Consider the following 17,747-nt stretch of genomic DNA (forward strand, 5'->3'; position numbering starts at 1 on the left):
CAGCTTTCTTGTTAGAGGATGTAGGGTACCCGGATGCCCGGCATCTCTGCCGGAAAGTCCTTGGTGTTTCGTGTGACGAGGATTCGTCCGGACACTTGCGCCGACGCCAATATGATTGCGTCAGGCGATTTCAGCGTCTTGCGATGATGCCTGAGCGCAGCGGCCCGGCGAGCGATCTCCTCGTCGATTTCGCTCATCGCGAACAGCCGCAAAAATTCCTCGGTTTCGGCCGCAGCGCTGTCCGGCACGCCGGACATCACTTCGATCCAGGTCATCCGGCTGATCCATGCGCGCGTGACATTGCGCACCTCGGCCCATGCCGCCGGGCGATTGTGCAACATGTCGATGACGATGTTGGTGTCGAAAAACCGTTCGCTCACGGGGCGTCACGTTTCTTGTTGAGCGGGTTGAGGTCGGACACGTCCGGCCATTCGCCGCGCAGCTGCCGTTCATACTCGAGGCCATCGACGGTAGAGCCATGCCGTTCCCACAGGCCGAAATATTTCTCGAACCCCTGTTTGGATTCGGCAGCAATATAGCTGGCCACGGCTTCCCGCAGCACCGCCGCACGCGATTTTCCCTCGGCCCGCGCCATCGCGTCGAGCCGGGCGACATCTTCTTCAGGTATGTCGACGAGGAATCGGGCCATAATGATATACTGATATCATATCATGATATCATGTCAACGCCTTCCACTCGTCGGCGAGCAGGCCGAAGATCAGCGAATCGCGGACGCCGATGTGGGTTTCCCATTCGCCGCGCAAATGCCCTTCCAGCGCGAAACCGAGCGATCGCAGCAGCGCGATCGATCCCTGATTGTCCGGATCGGTATCGGCCGCGATGCGGCGCAGACCCATCGTGCCGAAGCCATGGGTCACCACCGCCGTCAATGCCTCGCGGCCGAAACCGCGCCCCCAGCACGCCCGCGACAATATGTAGCCGACCTCGGCAACCCCGGCGCGTTTGATGCGCAGGTTGATCCAGCCGTGTGCGCTGCTGCCATCGCTGGTGATTGCCCAGCACGCCAGGTCGTCTCGGGCTTCGGCGTTGTGGCGAACCGCGTCTTCGGTTTCGGCCAGGGAGGCATGCGGACCGCGCCACCAGTAGCGCATCACCTCTTCGTCGGTGAACATCGGGTGCAGCGCCGCGGCGTCGCCTGGCACGAGCTGACGCAGCAGCAATTGATCGGTCACCAGCGTTTCGACCGGCATGGCTCAGCCCTTCTTGGCCTTCATCGCCGCGTGGAACCGCGTCGCCCAGCCGGCCTTCGCCTCCTGCGCCGGCCGCACCAGGCAGAGATCGCCAGCGGCGACATCCTTGGTCACCGTGCTGCCAGCGCCGACGATGGCATTGGCGCCGATGCTGACCGGAGCGACCAGCGCGCTGTTGCTGCCGATGAACGCGCCCTCGCCGATCACGGTCCGGTATTTGAAATAGCCGTCATAATTGCAGGTGATGGTTCCCGCGCCGATGTTGGCGCCTGCACCCACGTCCGCGTCGCCCAGATAGGTCAGGTGATTGGCTTTGGCGCCTTCGCCCAGTCGCGCCTTCTTCATCTCGACGAAATTGCCGATCTTGGCTTTCTTCTCGAGCACCGCGCCCGGCCGCAGCCGGGCATAGGGGCCGACTTCGCACGACGGCCCGATGTCCGCGCCCTCGATGTGGCTGAACGCGCGGATCGTCGCACCCTCGGCCACGCGGACGCCGGGGCCGAACCACACATTGGGTTCGACCGTGACATCGCGCGCGAGCACCGTATCGTGGCTAAACCAAACGGTTTCCGGCGCGATCAGCGTTACGCCATCGGCCATCGCCGCGGCCCGGCGGCGCTGTTGCCATACGCCCTCGAGCGCCGCCAGTTCGCCGCGGGCATTGACGCCGGTCACTTCGACGGGATCCTCCACCTCGATCACCGCGCTCGCCTGCCCGGGCAGCATGACGATGTCGGGGAGATAATATTCGCCGGCCGCATTGTCGTTGCCGATACTATCGAGCAGCACGAACAGGTCGGCCGAGCGCACCGCCATCAGGCCCGAATTGCACAGGTCGACCGCGCGCTCCTCCGGCGAGGCGTCCTTATACTCGACCATCTTGACGATGGTGCCGTCGCCCTCTGCGAGGATGCGACCATAGGCGCCGGCATCGGCGGGGCGGAAGCCGAGCACGACCGCGCGCGGCTCTATCCCGAAGCTGAGCCGCTCGATCATCCGGCTCATCGTCGCAGCGCTGACCAGCGGCACGTCGCCATAGAGAATCAGCACATCGCCAGCGAACCCCGCCAGCGCCTCCTTGGCCTGCGCGACCGCGTGACCGGTGCCGAGCTGCTCATGCTGCCAGGCGATGCTGACCTCGCGCCCCGCAACCGCCGCCTCCACCTGCTCCCCGGCGGCACCGACCACGACCACCGTGCGCTCCGCACCCAGGCCGGCGACGGTATCGAGCAGGTGATGCAGCATCGGCTTGCCGGCGAGGCTGTGCAGCACCTTGTGCTTGGCAGACTTCATCCGCGTCCCCGATCCGGCGGCAAGGATGATGGCGGCGAGCGGGCGGCGGAGGGCAGGGTCGGTCATGGCATATCCAAGTGCAAGGCAATCGTCCGGCTGCCCTTGCCAGCAAAAGATTGCGGTTTCCACCATGGCGCGGCATCGCCGCGACAATGAGCGACTTTCCCTTCTCCATCGTCGGTTTCGATCTCGACGGGACATTGATCGACACGTCCGAGGATCTGCGCACCGCGGCCAATCATGCGCTGGCGATGGCGGACATTGCGCCGCTGACACCCGCGCAGATCCGCTCGGCGATCGGCGGCGGGGCACGGCGGATGCTGGCCCGCGGCATCGAGGCAGCCGGTGCGCCGACACCCGCGCCCGAGCGGTTCGAAGCCATGTTCGATGCCTTTCTGGCGCATTATGAAGCGCATATCGCGGTGCACAGCCGGCCGTTCCCCGGCGCGCTCGATGCCCTCGATGAGCTGGCAGCGCAGGGCGTCCGCCTCGCCATCGTCACCAACAAGCGCGAACATTTTGCCCGGTTGCTGTTCGACGCGCTGGGCCTGACCAAGCGGTTCGATGCGATCATCGGCGGCGATACGCTGCCCACGGCGAAGCCCGATCCGGCACCGATCCGGGCCATGATCGCGCAATGCAGCGCGATGATGCCGGGCGGAGCAACCGGAAGCTTCAGACGTACATCCACCGTTCCCGGGGCTGTATTTGTAGGCGATTCGCATTTCGACATCGACGCCGCGCATGCGGCGGGCATCCCGGCCATCGCCTGTCGTTTCGGCTTCCTGATGCAGCCGGTCGAAACGCTGGGTGCCGAGGCGATCATCGATCATTTCGATGCACTCGTGCCGACACTCCAGCGGCTCGATCCCCGGATCAGGTCATGACGAAGGCGTTGAGCTTGTTGCCGTCGGGATCGCGAAAATAACCGGCATAGAAGCTGTCGCCGCGCGGTCCGGGCGGGCCTTCGCAGCTACCGCCATTGGCCAGCGCGATGTCATAAAGCCGGTGTACCTGCGCCTTGTCCCTCGCCTCCAGCGCCACCATCACGCCATTGCCGACAGTCGCCGGCTTGCCGTCGAAAGGTCTGGTCAGGCCGATGCCCGCCGCCCCGCCGGGCTTGCCCCAGGCGATGAACCCGTCGAACTCCATCATCCGCGGCGTATCCAGCTCGGCAGCGATTGCATCGTAAAATGCCGCTGCCCGCGCCAGATCGTTGGTCCCCAGGGTCACATAGCCGATCATCTTTCCCTCCCTCAGCCTGGATTGAGAACGTAGAGGGAACAAAGATCGTCGTCAAGCTGTGACGCCAGTCAGCTCCAGCGTGAGGCCTTGCGGTTGTAGTAGCAGACGAAACTGTCGAACTGCGCGCCCAGCCACCACTGCTTGCCGACCGTCGGCTCGCCGGCGGCACCGAGCCGCACATTGGTCATGCCCGCCTGCGACTGCAGCGGCAATTGCACCTTCCCCGCTACCCGATGCGCCTTGTGGCCGTCATGCTCCGGGGCAACCACGGTGATATGCCCGGACCGGGAGAGGTCCTTGCGACGGCCGCAGATGACCGCGACGGCGCCGTCATTGGCCTGGCTTTGCAGCTCGTCGAGATCGACCGTGCGTTTCCAGCCGAACTCCCCGCCCCAGTCGTTGAGCCAGTCGTGCAGCGAATTGGCGTTCATCTCCCGCACGGTCGTGCCGTAGCCGACCTCGACATCGGCGCCGTTCTGCAATTTCTTGATCGCGGCGGGCATCCACCAGACGCGCGGAATGAATACACCGGCGGCGTAGCAATAGTCATAGGCGTAGATGTTGCAGAAGGTGATGCCGCGCGGCTTCCAGCGCTTGTTGGCCGGGTTTTCGACCTTGGCCCAGTCGATGAAGCTGGTGAGTGGCGCGATTGCGAGGCCGTCCGCCTTCATCCGGCGCGGCATGCCCGCTTCGCCCAGCGGCTGCGGCCCGGCGATGCGCGTGCGGACCACCGCCGGATCGCCTTCCTTGTAATGGACAGCGGGAATCTTCGGCCCGCTCTCGCTGACGATCGCAACGCTTGCTTTCGGCACGATGCTGGCCTTGCCCACATAGCCGCGCAAATCGTCGATGCCGGGCACCATCACCTCGACCTTCCACCAGCGCGCGTCGCTGTCGTCGAGCACCTCCATCGGTGTGCCTTCGTGCAACACCGCCATGATGTTGCTGCTGTCGGCATTGCCCGGCGTGGACCGGATGAACAGATTGCCCTTTTTGACGACATAGATGGCCATGGCGAAACCCTCCCCAATTGAGGGTCACAGCCTTAGCGCTTGCCCGCCTTCGTTACGCGTGACCAACGTCACTAGGCCGCCCTGCGCTTGCGCCATTTCACCCACAGATGGCGCAGCAGCATGGGCAGCGGCATCCGCAGCAGATGCCCGCGGATGGTGAAGGCGAGCCGCAGCAACGGCCGGGTTTCCCTGCCCCAATCGTCGCGGGCGAGCAGACGGCGCAGGAACAGGCGGTCGGCGAGCGTCAGGGGTTCTGCCACATAGATCGGCGTGCCGAACAGATGGTGCGCGAGGCGCGCGGTCCTGGCGAAGGGGCGGTACAGGCCATGCCGTCCGCTTTCGGCCTGCAAGTCCTTCAGATACTTGCCGTTGGTGCGCCGCGCCATCTCCTGCACCAGACAATGGAAATCCCACAGATTCCTGAGACCGCCGTCGAGCTCGCCATCGGCCATCAGGTGCGCGACACAATGGTGGACGATGTCGAAGCGCCCGAGCACACGACAGCCGGTAACCGGCGGAGCCTCAGACGGATCGGCCGGCTCCTCGGGAAACTCTTCAGGTTCATGCAGACTTGCGAACCGGGTCGGCAGGGGCAACGCATGCGCATCGTCCAGCATCGCTGCCGCATCCGGCCTGATCCGTGCCGTCAGCGGCAGGATGGTGTGATGCACGTCGATCATCCGGTCCCGGGTCTGGTGAATCAGCGGCGGCAGCTCGTGCATCCAGCGCCGGTAATAGGCCTGATCATAGGGATCGTCCTTGACCCATTCCCACCCCGCCGCGCGCAGCGCCGCCTCCACCGTGTCGAGCCGGTCGCGGGGGACGAGGATGTCGAGATCGCCGATCTGCCGCCCGGCGGCATTGGGCAGCCCGGCGGCGGCATAGGCGGTGCCCTTCAGCAGCACCGGTGCCAACCCAAGCGGCGCGAGCGCGCGGCGGCACATCTCCGCCTCCCACAGCGCGTGCACCTGCGCCTGATCGGCAGCGATGCGGGCGGCATCGAGCACGGCGCGGACGGCATCGGGCACCGGGACATCGGCCAGCCGATATGCCAGCGTGCCCAGCAGCACCTCGGCGCGCGCCACGCCGATCAGCGCGCTCCAGCCTGTGCCATCGAGCGCTGTCACGCTGGCGGGCTCGCGCAGCGCCGCGACGAGGGCGCGCATCGCGCTCATGCGGGCAGCGCCGCCCACAGCGCCTCGACTGTCGCCATGCCCTCCTCGCTCGAGCCATAGCCGATGGCGACAGCGGGCACCGCGCCCACCAGCCGGACCAGCGCGGCAAAGGCCGGCTCGCCGAGCGCGACATAGTTGGTCGAGCTTTCGGTCAGGCGGACAAAGGCTTCGGATGGTGGCACCGGCCGCAGCCCCGGCGCGCCGCCATATTCCGGGAACAGCAACAATGCCGGGCGCGCCGGTTCGTCCATCCGCGCGATCGCATCGGCGCGCGGGATCAGATGGCGGATGCGGCCCTTGGGCGTCCCTTCGATCGGCGGGCCGAAGCGCGACGCCGGAACACGGCGTTCCATTTCCGCAATCGCCGCATTCTTCAGGCTGACAAGGCGCGGGAAGGCGTGGGCGAGGCCGCTATCGGTCGCCAGCAGGGTGAATTCGTCCCCCATCAGCCGCCATGGGCCTTCGCCGAGCAGCGCGGCGAGCGTCGACTTGCCCGATCCCGACGCGCCGATCATCACCACCGCCCGCCCGTCGCGCTCGACCGCGCTGGCATGCAGCAGCAGATGCTGGCGCCAGCCCAGCGCGACCTGCAGGTTCATGCCCATTTCCGCGGCCAGCAGCCCTTGGGCGAGCGGCAACGGCAGCGCATCGGGTATGGTGTAATCGCCACGGATATGCACCGACGGACGGACGAAGCGCCGCCACCAGCGGTTGGCCTCCAGCCGGACGGTGGCCGGCGCGAAGCCTTGCCCGGGCGCGGGATAACCGGTGTAGAGCCGCCGCAACTGCTCGACCGGCTCCGCCCAGTCGGAACCGACGCGCAGCGCGACCGGGCCGATGCGCATGGCGTGATGGTGCCTCACCGCGCCTCCACCAGCCCGAGTGCGGCGAGCTCTTGCAGTCGCGCATCGATGACCGCGAGCGGATCGCCTTCTGCCGCAAGGTCGAAGGCGGTGGAGAGGCGGGCCAGCAATTCCGCGCCGGTGGCGGGAGCGAGCGCAAGCGCGGCAAGGATTTCCGGCATCGGCGTGGCGAGGATATGGGTCTGCCCCGACAAGCGATCGAACACGGCGGTCAGGCTGTCGAGCGGCTCGACGCGCAGCCGATCGGGTGCAGCAGCATGCCAGACAGTCTGAGCGTCAGCAGGTTTTGTCACCCGATCCTGCCTTCAATCCCGCAGCCCCGGGCTGCGGTTTGCGGTAATCGAAAAGACCTCAGCGCGGCATCTGGATCGAGGCATAGCAGGTGAAGCCGCTCTGCCCCGCGCGCAGGCGGCGGATGTAATTCATGTAGGCCGCGCCCTGATCTCTCGTAGTGCCGGGGAGCGAGCGGCCCTGCAGGGCGGCGCGCACCTCCTCACCGGTGAAGGGGCGGGGCGCCGGCGGGAAGGCGCCTTGCGTACCCGGTGGCACCAGCGCGCCATCGAGAGCGATATACTGGCCGCTGCGCGGCGCATCGGGCACCGGAATCTGGCAGTTGAACACCGAAACGGCGGTTTGGGCAAAGGCCGGACGGACCGTCAGCACAGACGCCGCCCCGGCCGCGCCCAGCATCAGCAATTGCCGGCGGCCGCCGTCGGCGGTGCCGGTTGCGCGACCGGCGGTGCCGGTTGCGCGATCGGCGCTGTCCTCGCCTTGGGGTGTCGGGGCTGGGTCTTGGTCTGCCATGCGAGCGCCCTAACACAGCCAGGCCCCAGCACAAAAGATGCGCGTCGGCCAATGTGCCACTATGGCAAGCACGTTAACTTTCGCGACTCGCCAGCCACAAGGCCCACCCACGCCCATGCGCAACCCGCTCTCCCTGATCCTGGTTGCTCTCGCGATCATCATCGCTGGCGCGCTGCTCGCCTGGCTGCTCGGCGCGCCGGTCAGCGCAGTCATCGTCCTCGCCCTGGCCGGAGCCGCAGCGGTGGTGCTGGTGTTTGCGGCCAGCCCGGTGGCGGCGCGGCCGGCGCGGCGCGAGCCCGTCACCGACCCGGTCGTCCAGCCGCTGCACCTGCGCCCCGATTTCAACGATCTGTTCGATGTGCTGGAGCTGCCGTTGCTGCTGGTGCACAGCGCGCAGGTCCGCGCGGCCAATCGCGCGGCGCGGGCGCTGCTGGGCGATTTCATCGTCGGCGCGGACGTGCGCACCGCCATCCGCCATCCCGCGGCAGCCGACCGGCTGGCCAATCCGCGCACCCACGGCGCGGGCGGGGTTACCGATCTTGTCGGCATTGGCAGGCCTGGCCAGCGCTGGGAAATGCGCACCTATCCGCTGGCCGACGGCAGCCGCCTGGTCGGGCTGACCGACCAGACCGCGCGGGACGCCGTGGAGCGGATGCGTGCCGATTTCGTCGCCAATGCCAGCCATGAACTGCGCACGCCGCTGGCTGCGATCATCGGCTTTGTCGAAACCCTGTCCGACCCCGAAGCGGGCGGAGACGCGGCGACGCGGCAGCGCTTTCTGGGCGTGCTCGACAAGGAAGCGCGGCGCATGCTGCGGCTGGTGGAGGATCTGCTCTCGATCAGCCGCATCGAAGCCAGCAAGGGCTATCTGCCCGACGAGGTGATCGACCTTGCCGAATTGGTCAGGGATGTCGCCGCCGAGATCGCGGCCACCACCGATCCGCGGGGCGAGGATGTCGCGCTGCAGCTGGAGGGCCCCGCCCCGGTCAAGGCGGATCGGGCGCAACTCTCCCAGCTGCTGCACAACATCATCGGCAATGCGATGAAATATGGGCGCGCGGCCACGCCGATCCGTGTCCGTCTGAACCCCGCCGGGGCGCAGATGGTCGAGCTGTCGGTGGCCGACCAGGGCGACGGCATTCCCGCCGATGCGCTGCCCAGGCTGACCGAGCGCTTCTACCGCGTCGACAGCGCACGCAGCCGGACGCTGGGTGGCACGGGCCTGGGCCTTGCCATCGTCAAGCATGTCGTCGAGCGGCATCGCGGGCGGCTCGACATCGAAAGCCGCGAAGGCGAAGGCACGATCGTACGGGTGCGCCTGCCGCTCGCGAAGACCATCGAAACCGCGCAGGCTCAGCGTCCGGCCTGAGGCCCGGGCCGAACAGGCACCGCCCGCGACCGACCGCACCATTGGCCAGTGTCATCAAAACGTCACCGCGCTGTAAGATTGGCGGTTTCAACGAATCAATCACTGGGGCGCGCGCATGGTGCCGCCCTGTCGAGGACCATCCACATGCGGATCAGGGCACTGCTGCGGACGCTCGCGCTTTTTGCGATTGCGCCTTCGGCTCTCGTCGCCTGCAGCGCCGGGGCCTCCCGCGATTATATTTCCGCGGTCGGCTCCTCCACAGTCTATCCGTTCGCGACGACGTCGGCAGAACTGCTGGTGGCGGGCAATCCGGACCTCGCCGTTCCCAAGATCGAATCGACCGGCACCGGCGGCGGCATCGAACGCTTCTGCAAGGGGCTGGGCGCAGGGACGCCGGATATCGCCAATGCCTCCCGGCGGATGAAGGCATCCGAATTTGCCACCTGCTCGGCCAACGGCGCTGGCGAGCTCATCGAGCTGCAGATCGGCATCGACGGGCTGGCGCTGGGCCAGTCCCGGTCGGCGCAGCGGCTCAGCCTGACGCGCGCGCAGGTCTATGCGGCGATCGCCGCCCGCCCCTATGGCCGCCCCAACACCGCGCGCACCTGGGCCGACATCGATCCGTCGCTGCCTGCCGTCGCCATCTCGGTGCTCGGGCCGCCATCGACATCGGGCACCTGGGATGCCTTCAAGGAACTGGTCATGGCCAAGGGCTGTGAAACCGATCCGGCGATCAAGGCGCTGAAGGACAGCGACCATGCGCGCTACGAGGATATCTGCTTCACGCTGCGCGGCGCGCCTTATTATGTCGAGCAGGGCGAGAACGACAATCTGATCATCCAGAAGCTGGCGCAGAACCCCAACAGCATCGGCATCTTCGGCTATTCCTATCTGGAAGCGAACCGCACGCTGCTGCGGGATATTCCGATGGAAGGCGTCGAGGCCACCCGCGCCACGATCGGCGATGGCAGCTATCCCGGCGCGCGCCCGCTGTTCGTCTATGTCAAGCGCCGCCACCTCGACGTGATCCCCGGCCTTCGCGAGTATATGGACGTGCTGATGTTCGCCGCGCGCCCCAACGGCCCGCTCGAGCGGCGCGGCATGATCTCGCTGCATGCGGAAGATCTAGCGGCGATGACGGCGGTCGCCCGCAACGCGACCCTGCTCGACGGAAGCCAGCTCAAGTGAGCGGAGTCAGCATCTTCCTGATGGTGCTGCTGCTCGGCATCATTGCCTGGGCTTGCGGGCGCGCCCGCGCCATCCAGCAAGCGGCCCCGTCGCATGCCGATGCCACCCAGCCGCGTCCGCACTCGCTGCCGGCCTATCACGGCTGGTATGCGGCCCTGTGGACGATATTGCCCGCCCTCGTCTTCCTCGCCATCTGGTCGGCGCTGGTCCCGTCGCTGGTCACCAGCGATGTGCTGGCGACCCCGGCCGCAGCCGCATTGCCCGACGATGCCTTCAACCGCCAGGCGGTGCTTGCCGAGGCAAGGGCATTGGCCGATGGCAGTCTCGAACGGGGCTTCCACCCCGCCGCACCCGCGCTGATCGAACCGTTCCGCGCCGCCCTGTCGCGCTATTCGACCATCGGTGTGGTGCTCAGCCTGATCCTCGCTTTCGCCGGCGGGGCCTACGGCTTTACCCGCATCCGCCCGGCCCTGCGCGCCCGCACCCAGGTCGAGCGGCTGACCAGCCTCGCACTGCTGGTCGCCTCGTTGATCGCGATCCTCACCACGTTCGGCATCGTCTTCAGCCTGATCTTCGAGACGTTTCGCTTCTTCTCGATGGTGTCGCCGGTCGAATTCCTGTTCGGCACCAACTGGAACCCGACCGCCGGCGAGCCGGTGCCGGGCACCTTCGGCGGCATCCCGCTTTACTGGGGCACGCTGCTGATCGGCGCGATCATCGCGATGATCGTGGCCATCCCGCTGGGCCTGATGACCGCCATCTACCTCACCCAATATGCGCACGAGCGGGTGCGGGCCTGGCTCAAGCCGATCATCGAGATCCTCGCCGGTGTGCCGACCGTGGTCTATGGCTATTTCGCCGCGCTCACTGTCGGCCCGGCACTGCGCCGCGCCGCCGATGCGCTGGGCATTGCCGGGGCGAGTTCGGATTCGGCGCTCGCCGCGGGCATCGTCATGGGCATCATGATCATCCCGCTGGTCTCCTCCATGGCCGACGACAGCATCGCCGCCGTGCCGCGTGCGATGCGCGATGGCAGCCTGGCGCTCGGCGCCACGCCCTCGGAAACAATCCGGCAGGTGCTGATCCCCGCCGCGCTGCCCGGGGTGATGGGCGGCGTGCTGCTGGCGGTCAGCCGCGCCATCGGGGAAACGATGATCGTGGTGATGGCGGCCGGCCAATCGGCCAATCTCACCGGCAATCCCTTTGCCAGCGTCACCACCGTCACCGTGCAGATCGTCAAGCTGCTGACCGGCGATCAGGAATTCGACAGCGCCAAGACGCTGGCGGCGTTCGCGCTCGGCTTCGTCCTGTTCGTCGTCACCCTGCTGCTCAACATCGTCGCGCTGCGCATCGTCAAGCGCTACCGGGAGGCTTATGAATAGCGTCGCACCCGCCGCTGCGGCACCCGCGTCGCGCTGGACCCAGCCCGCGATGCAGGCACGCGTGCGCCGCCGTTACGCGTCCGAACGGCGATTCCGCTGGTTCGGCTTCACGGCGGTCGCCCTGTCCGCCGGCTTCCTCGTCTTCCTGCTCGTCACCATGGCGGCGTCGGGGCTGTCCGGTTTCAGCCAGACGCGCATCGCGCTGACCATCGACGTCGCGTCCAGCGGCCTCACCATCACCCCGCAGCAACTGGTCGGCCCCAATGCCCGCCGCATCCTCGCCCGTCAGGATATCGAGGCTGCAGTCGGCAATGCTGCGGCGCGCGCTTATGGCGAGGATGCCCGCAGCTGGTTCGGCACCGCCGCCGAACGCACGCTGCGTGAGGCCCTGATCGCCGATCCCGGCCTCCTGTCGCGCAGCGTGACGCTCGACCTGCCTGCGGCAAGCGACATCGATGTCGCCTACAAGGGCGAGGGCAATGCGACGGCCGAGGCCGCCGTGGCGCGGCTGGAGCGCGAAGGCCGGCTGTCGAGCGGGCTCGACACCATGTTCCTGTCCAACGCCGACGCCACCGATCCGGTCGTCGCCGGCATCTGGGGGGCGCTCAAGGGCAGCCTGCTGACGATGGCGGTGACGCTCGCGCTCGCCTTCCCCATCGGCACGCTGGCCGCGCTCTATCTGGAGGAATATGCGCCCAAGAACCGGCTGACCGACATCATCGAGGTGTCGATCAACAACCTCGCCGCCGTGCCGTCGATCATCTTCGGCCTGCTGGCGCTGGCGCTGTTCATCAATATCTTCGGCCTGTGCCAGGGCAGCCCGCTGGTCGGCGGCCTCACGCTGGCGCTGATGACCATGCCGGTGATCGTCATCGCCGGGCGCAACGCCATCAAATCGGTACCGCCGTCGATCCGCGATGCCGCGCTCGGCATCGGCGCCTCCAAGGTGCAGGTGGTGTTCCACCATGTCCTGCCGCTGGCGCTGCCGGGCATATTGACCGGAACCATCATCGGCATGGCGCGTGCGCTGGGCGAAACCGCGCCCTTGCTGCTGATCGGCATGCGCGCCTTCGTCGGCGGAACGCCCGATGGCCTGTGCAGCAGCGCCACGGTGCTGCCGATGCAGGTGTTCCTGTGGTCGGACGAGGTCGATGCCGGGTTCGTCGAAAATACCTCGACCGCCATCATCGTCCTGCTCATCGTGCTGCTGACGATGAATGCCGCCGCCATCTTCCTCCGCAACCGCTTCGAAAAGCGCTGGTGATCATGACCGAACCAACCCCAAGCACCCCGAAGATGACCGCGCGCAACGTCAAGGTCTTCTACGGCGCGAAACAGGCGATCGACGATGTCTCGATCGACGTGTTTACCGATTCGGTGACCGCCTTCATCGGCCCGTCGGGCTGCGGAAAATCGACCTTCCTGCGGACGATGAACCGGATGAACGACACCGTTCCCGGCGCCCGTGTCGAAGGCGACATCCGGCTGGACGGCGAGGATATCTACGCGCCGTCGATGGACGTCGTGCAGTTGCGCGCGCGCGTCGGCATGGTGTTCCAGAAGCCCAATCCCTTCCCCAAGTCGATCTATGACAATGTCGCCTATGGCCCGCGCATCCATGGCCTTGCCGACAGCAAGGCCGACATGGACAATATCGTCGAGGATGCGCTGACCCGCGCCGGCCTGTGGGGCGAGGTCAAGGACCGGCTGGGCGACAGCGGCACCGCGCTGTCCGGCGGCCAGCAGCAGCGGCTGTGCATCGCCCGGGCGATCGCGGTCGACCCGGAAACCATCCTGATGGACGAGCCCTGCTCGGCGCTCGACCCGATTGCCACCGCCAAGATCGAGGAGCTGATCCACGAACTGCGCGGGCGCTATGCGATCGTCATCGTGACCCACAACATGCAGCAGGCCGCGCGCGTCAGCCAGAGAACGGCCTTCTTCCACCTCGGCAAGATCGTCGAATATGGCCCGACCACCGACATCTTCACAAACCCCAAGGAAGAGCGCACCAAGGATTATATCACTGGTCGATACGGCTGATGCGTTGACGCGTTGAACCGTAGCCCTGAGCTTGTCGAAGGGCGATTTGCGGTGAAACGCCCTTCGACAAGCTCAGGGCTACGGGAAAAGAGGCAATCATGAGCGACCATACCGTCAAGGCCTTCGACGACGATCTCAACCGTCTGCGTGGTCTCGTCTCCGAAATGGGCAGCCGTGCCACCATGGCGGTGGAAACGGCCATGGACGCGCTCAACCACCGCGACCGTGACCGTGCCGCGCAGATCATTGCGGACGACCGCATCATCGACGAGCTCGAAAACGAGATCGAGAAGCTGGTCGTCACCACCATCGCGCTGCGTGCGCCGATGGCCGACGACCTGCGCTCGATGATCGCCGCGCTCAAGATCGCGGCGGTGCTCGAACGCGTCGGCGACTATGCCAAGAGCATCGCCAAGCGGGTGCCGCTGCTCTCCGCCGACCGCTCGGTCGAGGCGATTCCGCTGCTGATGAGCATGTCCGAAATCGCCTGCGAGATGCTGCGCGACGCGCTCGCCGCCTATGCCGCGCGCGACCCGGAGCTGGCCGAGGAAGTCAGCTCGCGCGACAAGTCGGTCGACGATTTCTACAACGCCATCTTCCGCGCGCTGATCACCTACATGATGGAAAATCCGCGCAGCATCAGCGAAGCGGCGCATCTGCTGTTCGTCGCCAAGAATCTGGAACGCGCTGGCGACCATGCCACCAACGTGGCCGAGATGGTCTATTTCACCGCCACCGGCCAGCACATGGACGAGCGCGAAAAAGGCGACGATCCGGCGGAAGGCTGAGAAGGAGCGACGACCATGGCCCAACCCGACATGCTGCTGGTGGAAGACGATGCGGCGCTTGCCGAACTGGTCGTCTGGCATTTCAGCCGCGAAGGCTTCGCGATCCGGCACACCCCCAATGGCGAGGAAGCGCTGCTGTGGGTGCAGGAAAAACTGCCCGACATCATCCTGCTCGACTGGATGGTGGAAGGCCTGTCGGGGATCGAGCTGTGCCGCCAGCTCCGCCGCAATTCGGATACCGCCAACGTCCCCATCATCATGCTCACCGCGCGCGGCGAGGAGGAAGACCGGGTGCGCGGACTGGAAACAGGCGCGGACGATTATGTCACCAAGCCCTTCTCCCCGCGCGAGCTGGTCGCCCGCGTCACCGCGGTGCTGCGCCGCGTGCGCCCGGCGCTGGCCGGCGAGGCGCTGGTCTATGCCGACATCGAGATGGACACCGTCGGCCACAAGGTGAAGCGCGGCGGCAAGACCGTGCCATTGGGCCCCACCGAGTTCCGCCTACTGCGGCATTTCCTCGAACATCCCGGCTGGGTGTTCAGCCGCGAACGGCTGCTCGACAATGTCTGGGGGCAGGACAGCGACATCGAGCTGCGCACGGTCGACGTGCACATCCGCCGCTTGAGGAAGGCCATCAACATCGACGGCGCGCCGGACATCATCCGAACCGTGCGTTCGGCGGGCTATGCGCTGGATAAGGAACTGGCCTCTTAGAGCGTGATGACCATAGATGGAGTCATCTTTGTCATTCCCGCGAAAGCGGGAATCCAGGGGCGGCAACAACCTTCGCTCTGTTCCGCCCTGGATTCCCGCCTTCGCGGGAATGACACGGGTGGGGTGGTTCAACCTGATGTCATCACGTTCTAAACCATCGTCGCCCCGGACTGGATCCGGGGCCGCTGACAGCGTGGCGCAACCCCGATAGCGGCCCCGGATCAAGTCCGGGGCGACGTGAGGGTTGCAACCCGCGCTGACGCGCGTAATGACGCGGCAACTTAACGCTAACGTCAACGGAGCACCCCTCATGACCATCTCTTTCAAGGACCGCGTCGCCATCGTCACCGGTGCGGGCGGCGGCATCGGCCGCGCCTATGCGCTCGAACTCGCCCGCCGCGGCGCCAAGGTGGTGGTCAACGATCTCGGCGGCGCGCGCGACGGCACCGGCCATTCGGACATGGCGCTGAAGGTGGTCGAGGAAATCAAGGCGGCCGGCGGCGAAGCGATGTCGAACGGCGGCAGCGTCACCGAATATGCGCAGATGGTCGAGATGGTCGCCAAGGCCAAGGAAGCCTGGGGCCGCGTCGACATCCTCATCAACAACGCCGGCATCCTGCGCGACAAGAGCTTCACCAAGATGGACCCGGCCGATTTCGAACTGGTGGTGAAAGTCCACCTGATCGGCTCCGCCTTTGCCACCAAGGCGGTGTGGGACACGATGCGCGAGCAGAATTACGGCCGCATCCTGATGACCTCCTCCTCGACCGGCCTCTACGGCAATTTCGGCCAGGCCAATTACGGCGCCGCCAAGCTGGGCCTCGTCGGCCTGATGAAGACGCTGGCGATCGAAGGCGCGAAGAACAATATCAAGGTCAACTCGATCGCCCCGGTCGCGGCGACCCGCATGACCGAGGATATCTTCCCCGAAGCGGCGATGAACGCCTTTGCGCCGGAGCTGGTCGTCCCCGCGTCGCTGTTCCTGGTGTCGGACGAGGCGCCCAGCAACACCGTGCTCGGCGCGGGCGCGGGCGCGGTGCATGCCGCCGCCGTCACCATGACCCGCGGCATCAAGCTCGACGAGCCGACCCCGGAAGAAGTGGCGCGCCGCTTTGCCGAAGTCACCGACCGCACCGGCGACACGCTGCCGCAGACCGGTGCCGAGCAGTCGATGAACATCATGACGCTGCTCAACAGCTGACCCGATAGCGCCTGACCGGCCTCGCCGGCCCGGCCGGTCAGTCCGGCCGGCCGGCCCGCGGGTCCGGTTCCAGCACGATCGCCGGGCGGGCGAGGCCGGTGAGGCGCGTCATCAGGCGCGGCACCAGCGCATGCGCCTGCGCCCATTCCCAATAGGCGCGATAGGCCGGATCGGCGAGGAGATGCTTCTCCTCGGTCTTGGCGCGCCAGTAATAGACCCCGCTGACCGCGCAGAGCAGCGCGGTATTGCGAAAGGCGGTCAACATCGAGCCGTCCCACGGCAATATCACCAGGCTGGAGAGCCACCAGAAGCTGTTCTTGGCGACATAGGCCGGATGGCGGGTGAAGCGGTAGGGCCCGTGGGTGATGATGCCGCGGTGCGTCAGGTTGGAAAAGCGCAGGCCATAGGCCACCGTCGCCCAGGCATAGACGGCGTTGAGCGTGACCAGCATGCCGCCCCACAGCCACAGCAGACTGGTGTGGCCGGCAAACCAGCCCGCCCAGTCGCCCGCGCCCTCCTGATAGAAGAGCGGGCCGCCGGGGTTCATCAGCACGAAGGGCGGATAACAGGCCAGCGCCGCCACCCACGCCATGCCATAGGGGTTGGCGGTGCGGATATGCGCATCGAGCGGGCGCATGGTCATGATGTAGCCCACGGTCGCAAAATGGACGTCGACCAGATACATCAGGGCGATGCCGAAGACCGCGAAATTCACCGGGTTGTCGATGATGACATCCCAGGGCCTCAGCACGATCGGCATGAAATTGCCGGGGACGATGGAGAGCATGAAGGCGAGGAAGAAGCCCTTCACCACCCAGGCGCGCCAATGCTTCCACACCATCGCAAGATCGGCATCCTCCCCACCGACCAGCCAGCGGCCGAAGTGCCAGGCGGCATCGCGCGGCTCCACCAGCCGCCGGTCGAGCCACAGCACATAGGGGATGGAGAGCAGCACCATCGGCACGATGGCGATGCCCAGCCATTTCATGGCAAAGCCATATTGGCCGACCCAATAGTAGCGCAGCATGACATAGGCCGCCGCAATGATCGCCCAGGTCGCCCACAGGCCGGTGAGCTTGATGCGGGACAGATCCCACGCCTCGGCGATCGGGCGGGCAGGCCCATCCCAGTCGATGCCGGTGGAGGGATTGCGATGGACGCGATCGACGAACAGCGACCACAGCACCATGGCGAGGCCGCAGAAGAAGACGCTGGCGAGCGCGCTATGCTCCCCGTCCATGCTATAGTGGCGGGCGATGAAGAACCAGGCGAACAGCCCCGCCAGCCCGGCCAGGCCGACGCCGCCGCTGACCGCTGAACGCGGGCGCGCCGCATCGCCGGATGCAGGAGCCGCAGGTGCGGGACTGTCGCTGATCGCCATGCCTGTCATCTCGACAGGCTTAGGCGCAATTGGTCAAGGTCAGGTGAATGCGGGCGGCGGGCCATCACCGCCGCCCG

Annotated in this window: 20 protein-coding genes; 9 read left to right on the plus strand and 11 right to left on the minus strand. The window is 66.6% G+C overall.

Annotation, left to right across the window (positions count from 1 at the left end):
* Positions 1–11: 11 nt before the first annotated feature.
* Genes AC0QC4_RS01600 through glmU form a run of 4 tightly spaced genes read right to left on the minus strand, consistent with a single transcriptional unit; the run spans position 12 to position 2,570 of the window.
* On the minus strand, positions 12–380 hold the full coding sequence (locus AC0QC4_RS01600) for a PIN domain-containing protein (RefSeq protein ID WP_483657964.1): 369 nt from the start codon (positions 378–380) through the stop codon (positions 12–14).
* Positions 377–649, minus strand: coding sequence for a ribbon-helix-helix domain-containing protein (locus AC0QC4_RS01605; protein ID WP_483657965.1), 273 nt, complete (start codon positions 647–649; stop codon positions 377–379). Before AC0QC4_RS01605 ends, AC0QC4_RS01600 begins: the two co-directional genes overlap by 4 nt.
* 28 nt (positions 650–677) lie before the next feature.
* A complete protein-coding gene (locus tag AC0QC4_RS01610) occupies positions 678–1,211 on the minus strand; it encodes a GNAT family N-acetyltransferase (RefSeq protein ID WP_483657966.1) in 534 nt (177 codons plus the stop codon).
* A gap of 3 nt (positions 1,212–1,214) precedes the next feature.
* A complete protein-coding gene (gene glmU / locus AC0QC4_RS01615; RefSeq protein ID WP_483657967.1) occupies positions 1,215–2,570 on the minus strand; it encodes a bifunctional UDP-N-acetylglucosamine diphosphorylase/glucosamine-1-phosphate N-acetyltransferase GlmU in 1,356 nt (451 codons plus the stop codon).
* A gap of 86 nt (positions 2,571–2,656) precedes the next feature.
* On the opposite strand from glmU, the gene AC0QC4_RS01620 reads away from it, so the two are divergent.
* On the plus strand, positions 2,657–3,391 hold the full coding sequence (locus AC0QC4_RS01620) for an HAD hydrolase-like protein (protein WP_483657968.1): 735 nt from the start codon (positions 2,657–2,659) through the stop codon (positions 3,389–3,391).
* Here AC0QC4_RS01620 and AC0QC4_RS01625 read toward each other — a convergent pair.
* From AC0QC4_RS01625 to AC0QC4_RS01650, 6 genes are all read right to left on the minus strand, one after another.
* Positions 3,381–3,749, minus strand: a complete 369-nt coding sequence (locus tag AC0QC4_RS01625) for a VOC family protein (RefSeq protein WP_483657969.1) — start codon at positions 3,747–3,749, stop codon at positions 3,381–3,383. The two genes, AC0QC4_RS01620 and AC0QC4_RS01625, sit on opposite strands and share 11 nt — an antisense overlap.
* Before the next feature lie 68 nt (positions 3,750–3,817).
* A complete protein-coding gene (locus AC0QC4_RS01630; RefSeq protein ID WP_483657970.1) occupies positions 3,818–4,762 on the minus strand; it encodes an SH3 domain-containing protein in 945 nt (314 codons plus the stop codon).
* A gap of 71 nt (positions 4,763–4,833) precedes the next feature.
* The gene (locus AC0QC4_RS01635; protein ID WP_483657971.1) at positions 4,834–5,937 is read right to left on the minus strand and encodes a nucleotidyltransferase domain-containing protein; all 1,104 of its coding nucleotides are present in this window, start codon (positions 5,935–5,937) and stop codon (positions 4,834–4,836) included.
* On the minus strand, positions 5,934–6,800 hold the full coding sequence (locus tag AC0QC4_RS01640) for an HprK-related kinase A (protein WP_483657972.1): 867 nt from the start codon (positions 6,798–6,800) through the stop codon (positions 5,934–5,936). Before AC0QC4_RS01640 ends, AC0QC4_RS01635 begins: the two co-directional genes overlap by 4 nt.
* Positions 6,797–7,093, minus strand: coding sequence for an HPr-rel-A system PqqD family peptide chaperone (locus tag AC0QC4_RS01645; protein WP_483657973.1), 297 nt, complete (start codon positions 7,091–7,093; stop codon positions 6,797–6,799). The genes AC0QC4_RS01640 and AC0QC4_RS01645 overlap by 4 nt, the downstream gene beginning before the upstream one ends.
* A gap of 58 nt (positions 7,094–7,151) precedes the next feature.
* On the minus strand, positions 7,152–7,604 hold the full coding sequence (locus tag AC0QC4_RS01650) for a hypothetical protein (protein ID WP_483657974.1): 453 nt from the start codon (positions 7,602–7,604) through the stop codon (positions 7,152–7,154).
* Positions 7,605–7,719: 115 nt separating this feature from the next.
* Between AC0QC4_RS01650 and AC0QC4_RS01655 the strand changes: the two genes are divergently transcribed.
* The 8 genes from AC0QC4_RS01655 to AC0QC4_RS01690 all read left to right on the plus strand — a co-directional run bounded on the left by AC0QC4_RS01655 (position 7,720) and on the right by AC0QC4_RS01690 (position 16,289).
* Positions 7,720–8,973, plus strand: coding sequence for a sensor histidine kinase (locus AC0QC4_RS01655; protein ID WP_483657975.1), 1,254 nt, complete (start codon positions 7,720–7,722; stop codon positions 8,971–8,973).
* 144 nt (positions 8,974–9,117) lie between these two features.
* Positions 9,118–10,161, plus strand: coding sequence for a substrate-binding domain-containing protein (locus AC0QC4_RS01660; protein ID WP_483657976.1), 1,044 nt, complete (start codon positions 9,118–9,120; stop codon positions 10,159–10,161).
* The gene (gene pstC, locus AC0QC4_RS01665) at positions 10,158–11,543 is read left to right on the plus strand and encodes a phosphate ABC transporter permease subunit PstC (RefSeq protein ID WP_483657977.1); all 1,386 of its coding nucleotides are present in this window, start codon (positions 10,158–10,160) and stop codon (positions 11,541–11,543) included. The genes AC0QC4_RS01660 and pstC overlap by 4 nt, the downstream gene beginning before the upstream one ends.
* On the plus strand, positions 11,536–12,807 hold the full coding sequence (pstA, locus tag AC0QC4_RS01670; RefSeq protein WP_483657978.1) for a phosphate ABC transporter permease PstA: 1,272 nt from the start codon (positions 11,536–11,538) through the stop codon (positions 12,805–12,807). The genes pstC and pstA overlap by 8 nt, the downstream gene beginning before the upstream one ends.
* 2 nt (positions 12,808–12,809) lie before the next feature.
* Complete coding sequence (gene pstB / locus AC0QC4_RS01675) at positions 12,810–13,586, plus strand: phosphate ABC transporter ATP-binding protein PstB (RefSeq protein WP_483657979.1); 777 nt, start codon at positions 12,810–12,812, stop codon at positions 13,584–13,586.
* A gap of 98 nt (positions 13,587–13,684) precedes the next feature.
* Positions 13,685–14,374 (plus strand): phosphate signaling complex protein PhoU, encoded by a 690-nt coding sequence (gene phoU / locus AC0QC4_RS01680; protein WP_483657980.1) that lies wholly within the window; start codon positions 13,685–13,687, stop codon positions 14,372–14,374.
* A gap of 15 nt (positions 14,375–14,389) precedes the next feature.
* A complete protein-coding gene (gene phoB, locus AC0QC4_RS01685) occupies positions 14,390–15,088 on the plus strand; it encodes a phosphate regulon transcriptional regulator PhoB (RefSeq protein WP_483657981.1) in 699 nt (232 codons plus the stop codon).
* Positions 15,089–15,398: 310 nt separating this feature from the next.
* Positions 15,399–16,289, plus strand: a complete 891-nt coding sequence (locus tag AC0QC4_RS01690) for an SDR family NAD(P)-dependent oxidoreductase (RefSeq protein ID WP_483657982.1) — start codon at positions 15,399–15,401, stop codon at positions 16,287–16,289.
* Between the two features lie 37 nt (positions 16,290–16,326).
* Here AC0QC4_RS01690 and AC0QC4_RS01695 read toward each other — a convergent pair whose 3' ends face one another.
* Positions 16,327–17,670 carry a methyltransferase family protein gene (locus AC0QC4_RS01695; RefSeq protein ID WP_483657983.1) on the minus strand — a complete coding sequence of 448 codons (1,344 nt, stop codon included), beginning with the start codon at positions 17,668–17,670 and terminating at the stop codon, positions 16,327–16,329.
* Positions 17,671–17,747: the final 77 nt, after the last annotated feature.

It is taken from the genome of Sphingomonas sp. jy18 (assembly GCF_056931895.1).

Bases quoted from the DNA above. Each gene is read 5' to 3' on its own strand.
- AC0QC4_RS01605 (WP_483657965.1), bottom strand. From the start codon at position 649: ATGGCCCGATTCCTCGTCGACATACCTGAAGAAGATGTCGCCCGGCTC.
- AC0QC4_RS01610 (WP_483657966.1), bottom strand. From the start codon at position 1,211: ATGCCGGTCGAAACGCTGGTGACCGATCAATTGCTGCTGCGTCAGCTC.
- glmU (WP_483657967.1), bottom strand. From the start codon at position 2,570: ATGACCGACCCTGCCCTCCGCCGCCCGCTCGCCGCCATCATCCTTGCC.
- AC0QC4_RS01620 (WP_483657968.1), top strand. From the start codon at position 2,657: ATGAGCGACTTTCCCTTCTCCATCGTCGGTTTCGATCTCGACGGGACA.
- AC0QC4_RS01625 (WP_483657969.1), bottom strand. From the start codon at position 3,749: ATGATCGGCTATGTGACCCTGGGGACCAACGATCTGGCGCGGGCAGCG.
- AC0QC4_RS01630 (WP_483657970.1), bottom strand. From the start codon at position 4,762: ATGGCCATCTATGTCGTCAAAAAGGGCAATCTGTTCATCCGGTCCACG.
- AC0QC4_RS01635 (WP_483657971.1), bottom strand. From the start codon at position 5,937: ATGAGCGCGATGCGCGCCCTCGTCGCGGCGCTGCGCGAGCCCGCCAGC.
- AC0QC4_RS01650 (WP_483657974.1), bottom strand. From the start codon at position 7,604: ATGGCAGACCAAGACCCAGCCCCGACACCCCAAGGCGAGGACAGCGCC.
- AC0QC4_RS01655 (WP_483657975.1), top strand. From the start codon at position 7,720: ATGCGCAACCCGCTCTCCCTGATCCTGGTTGCTCTCGCGATCATCATC.
- AC0QC4_RS01660 (WP_483657976.1), top strand. From the start codon at position 9,118: ATGCGGATCAGGGCACTGCTGCGGACGCTCGCGCTTTTTGCGATTGCG.
- pstA (WP_483657978.1), top strand. From the start codon at position 11,536: ATGAATAGCGTCGCACCCGCCGCTGCGGCACCCGCGTCGCGCTGGACC.
- pstB (WP_483657979.1), top strand. From the start codon at position 12,810: ATGACCGAACCAACCCCAAGCACCCCGAAGATGACCGCGCGCAACGTC.
- phoU (WP_483657980.1), top strand. From the start codon at position 13,685: ATGAGCGACCATACCGTCAAGGCCTTCGACGACGATCTCAACCGTCTG.
- phoB (WP_483657981.1), top strand. From the start codon at position 14,390: ATGGCCCAACCCGACATGCTGCTGGTGGAAGACGATGCGGCGCTTGCC.
- AC0QC4_RS01690 (WP_483657982.1), top strand. From the start codon at position 15,399: ATGACCATCTCTTTCAAGGACCGCGTCGCCATCGTCACCGGTGCGGGC.
- AC0QC4_RS01695 (WP_483657983.1), bottom strand. From the start codon at position 17,670: ATGGCGATCAGCGACAGTCCCGCACCTGCGGCTCCTGCATCCGGCGAT.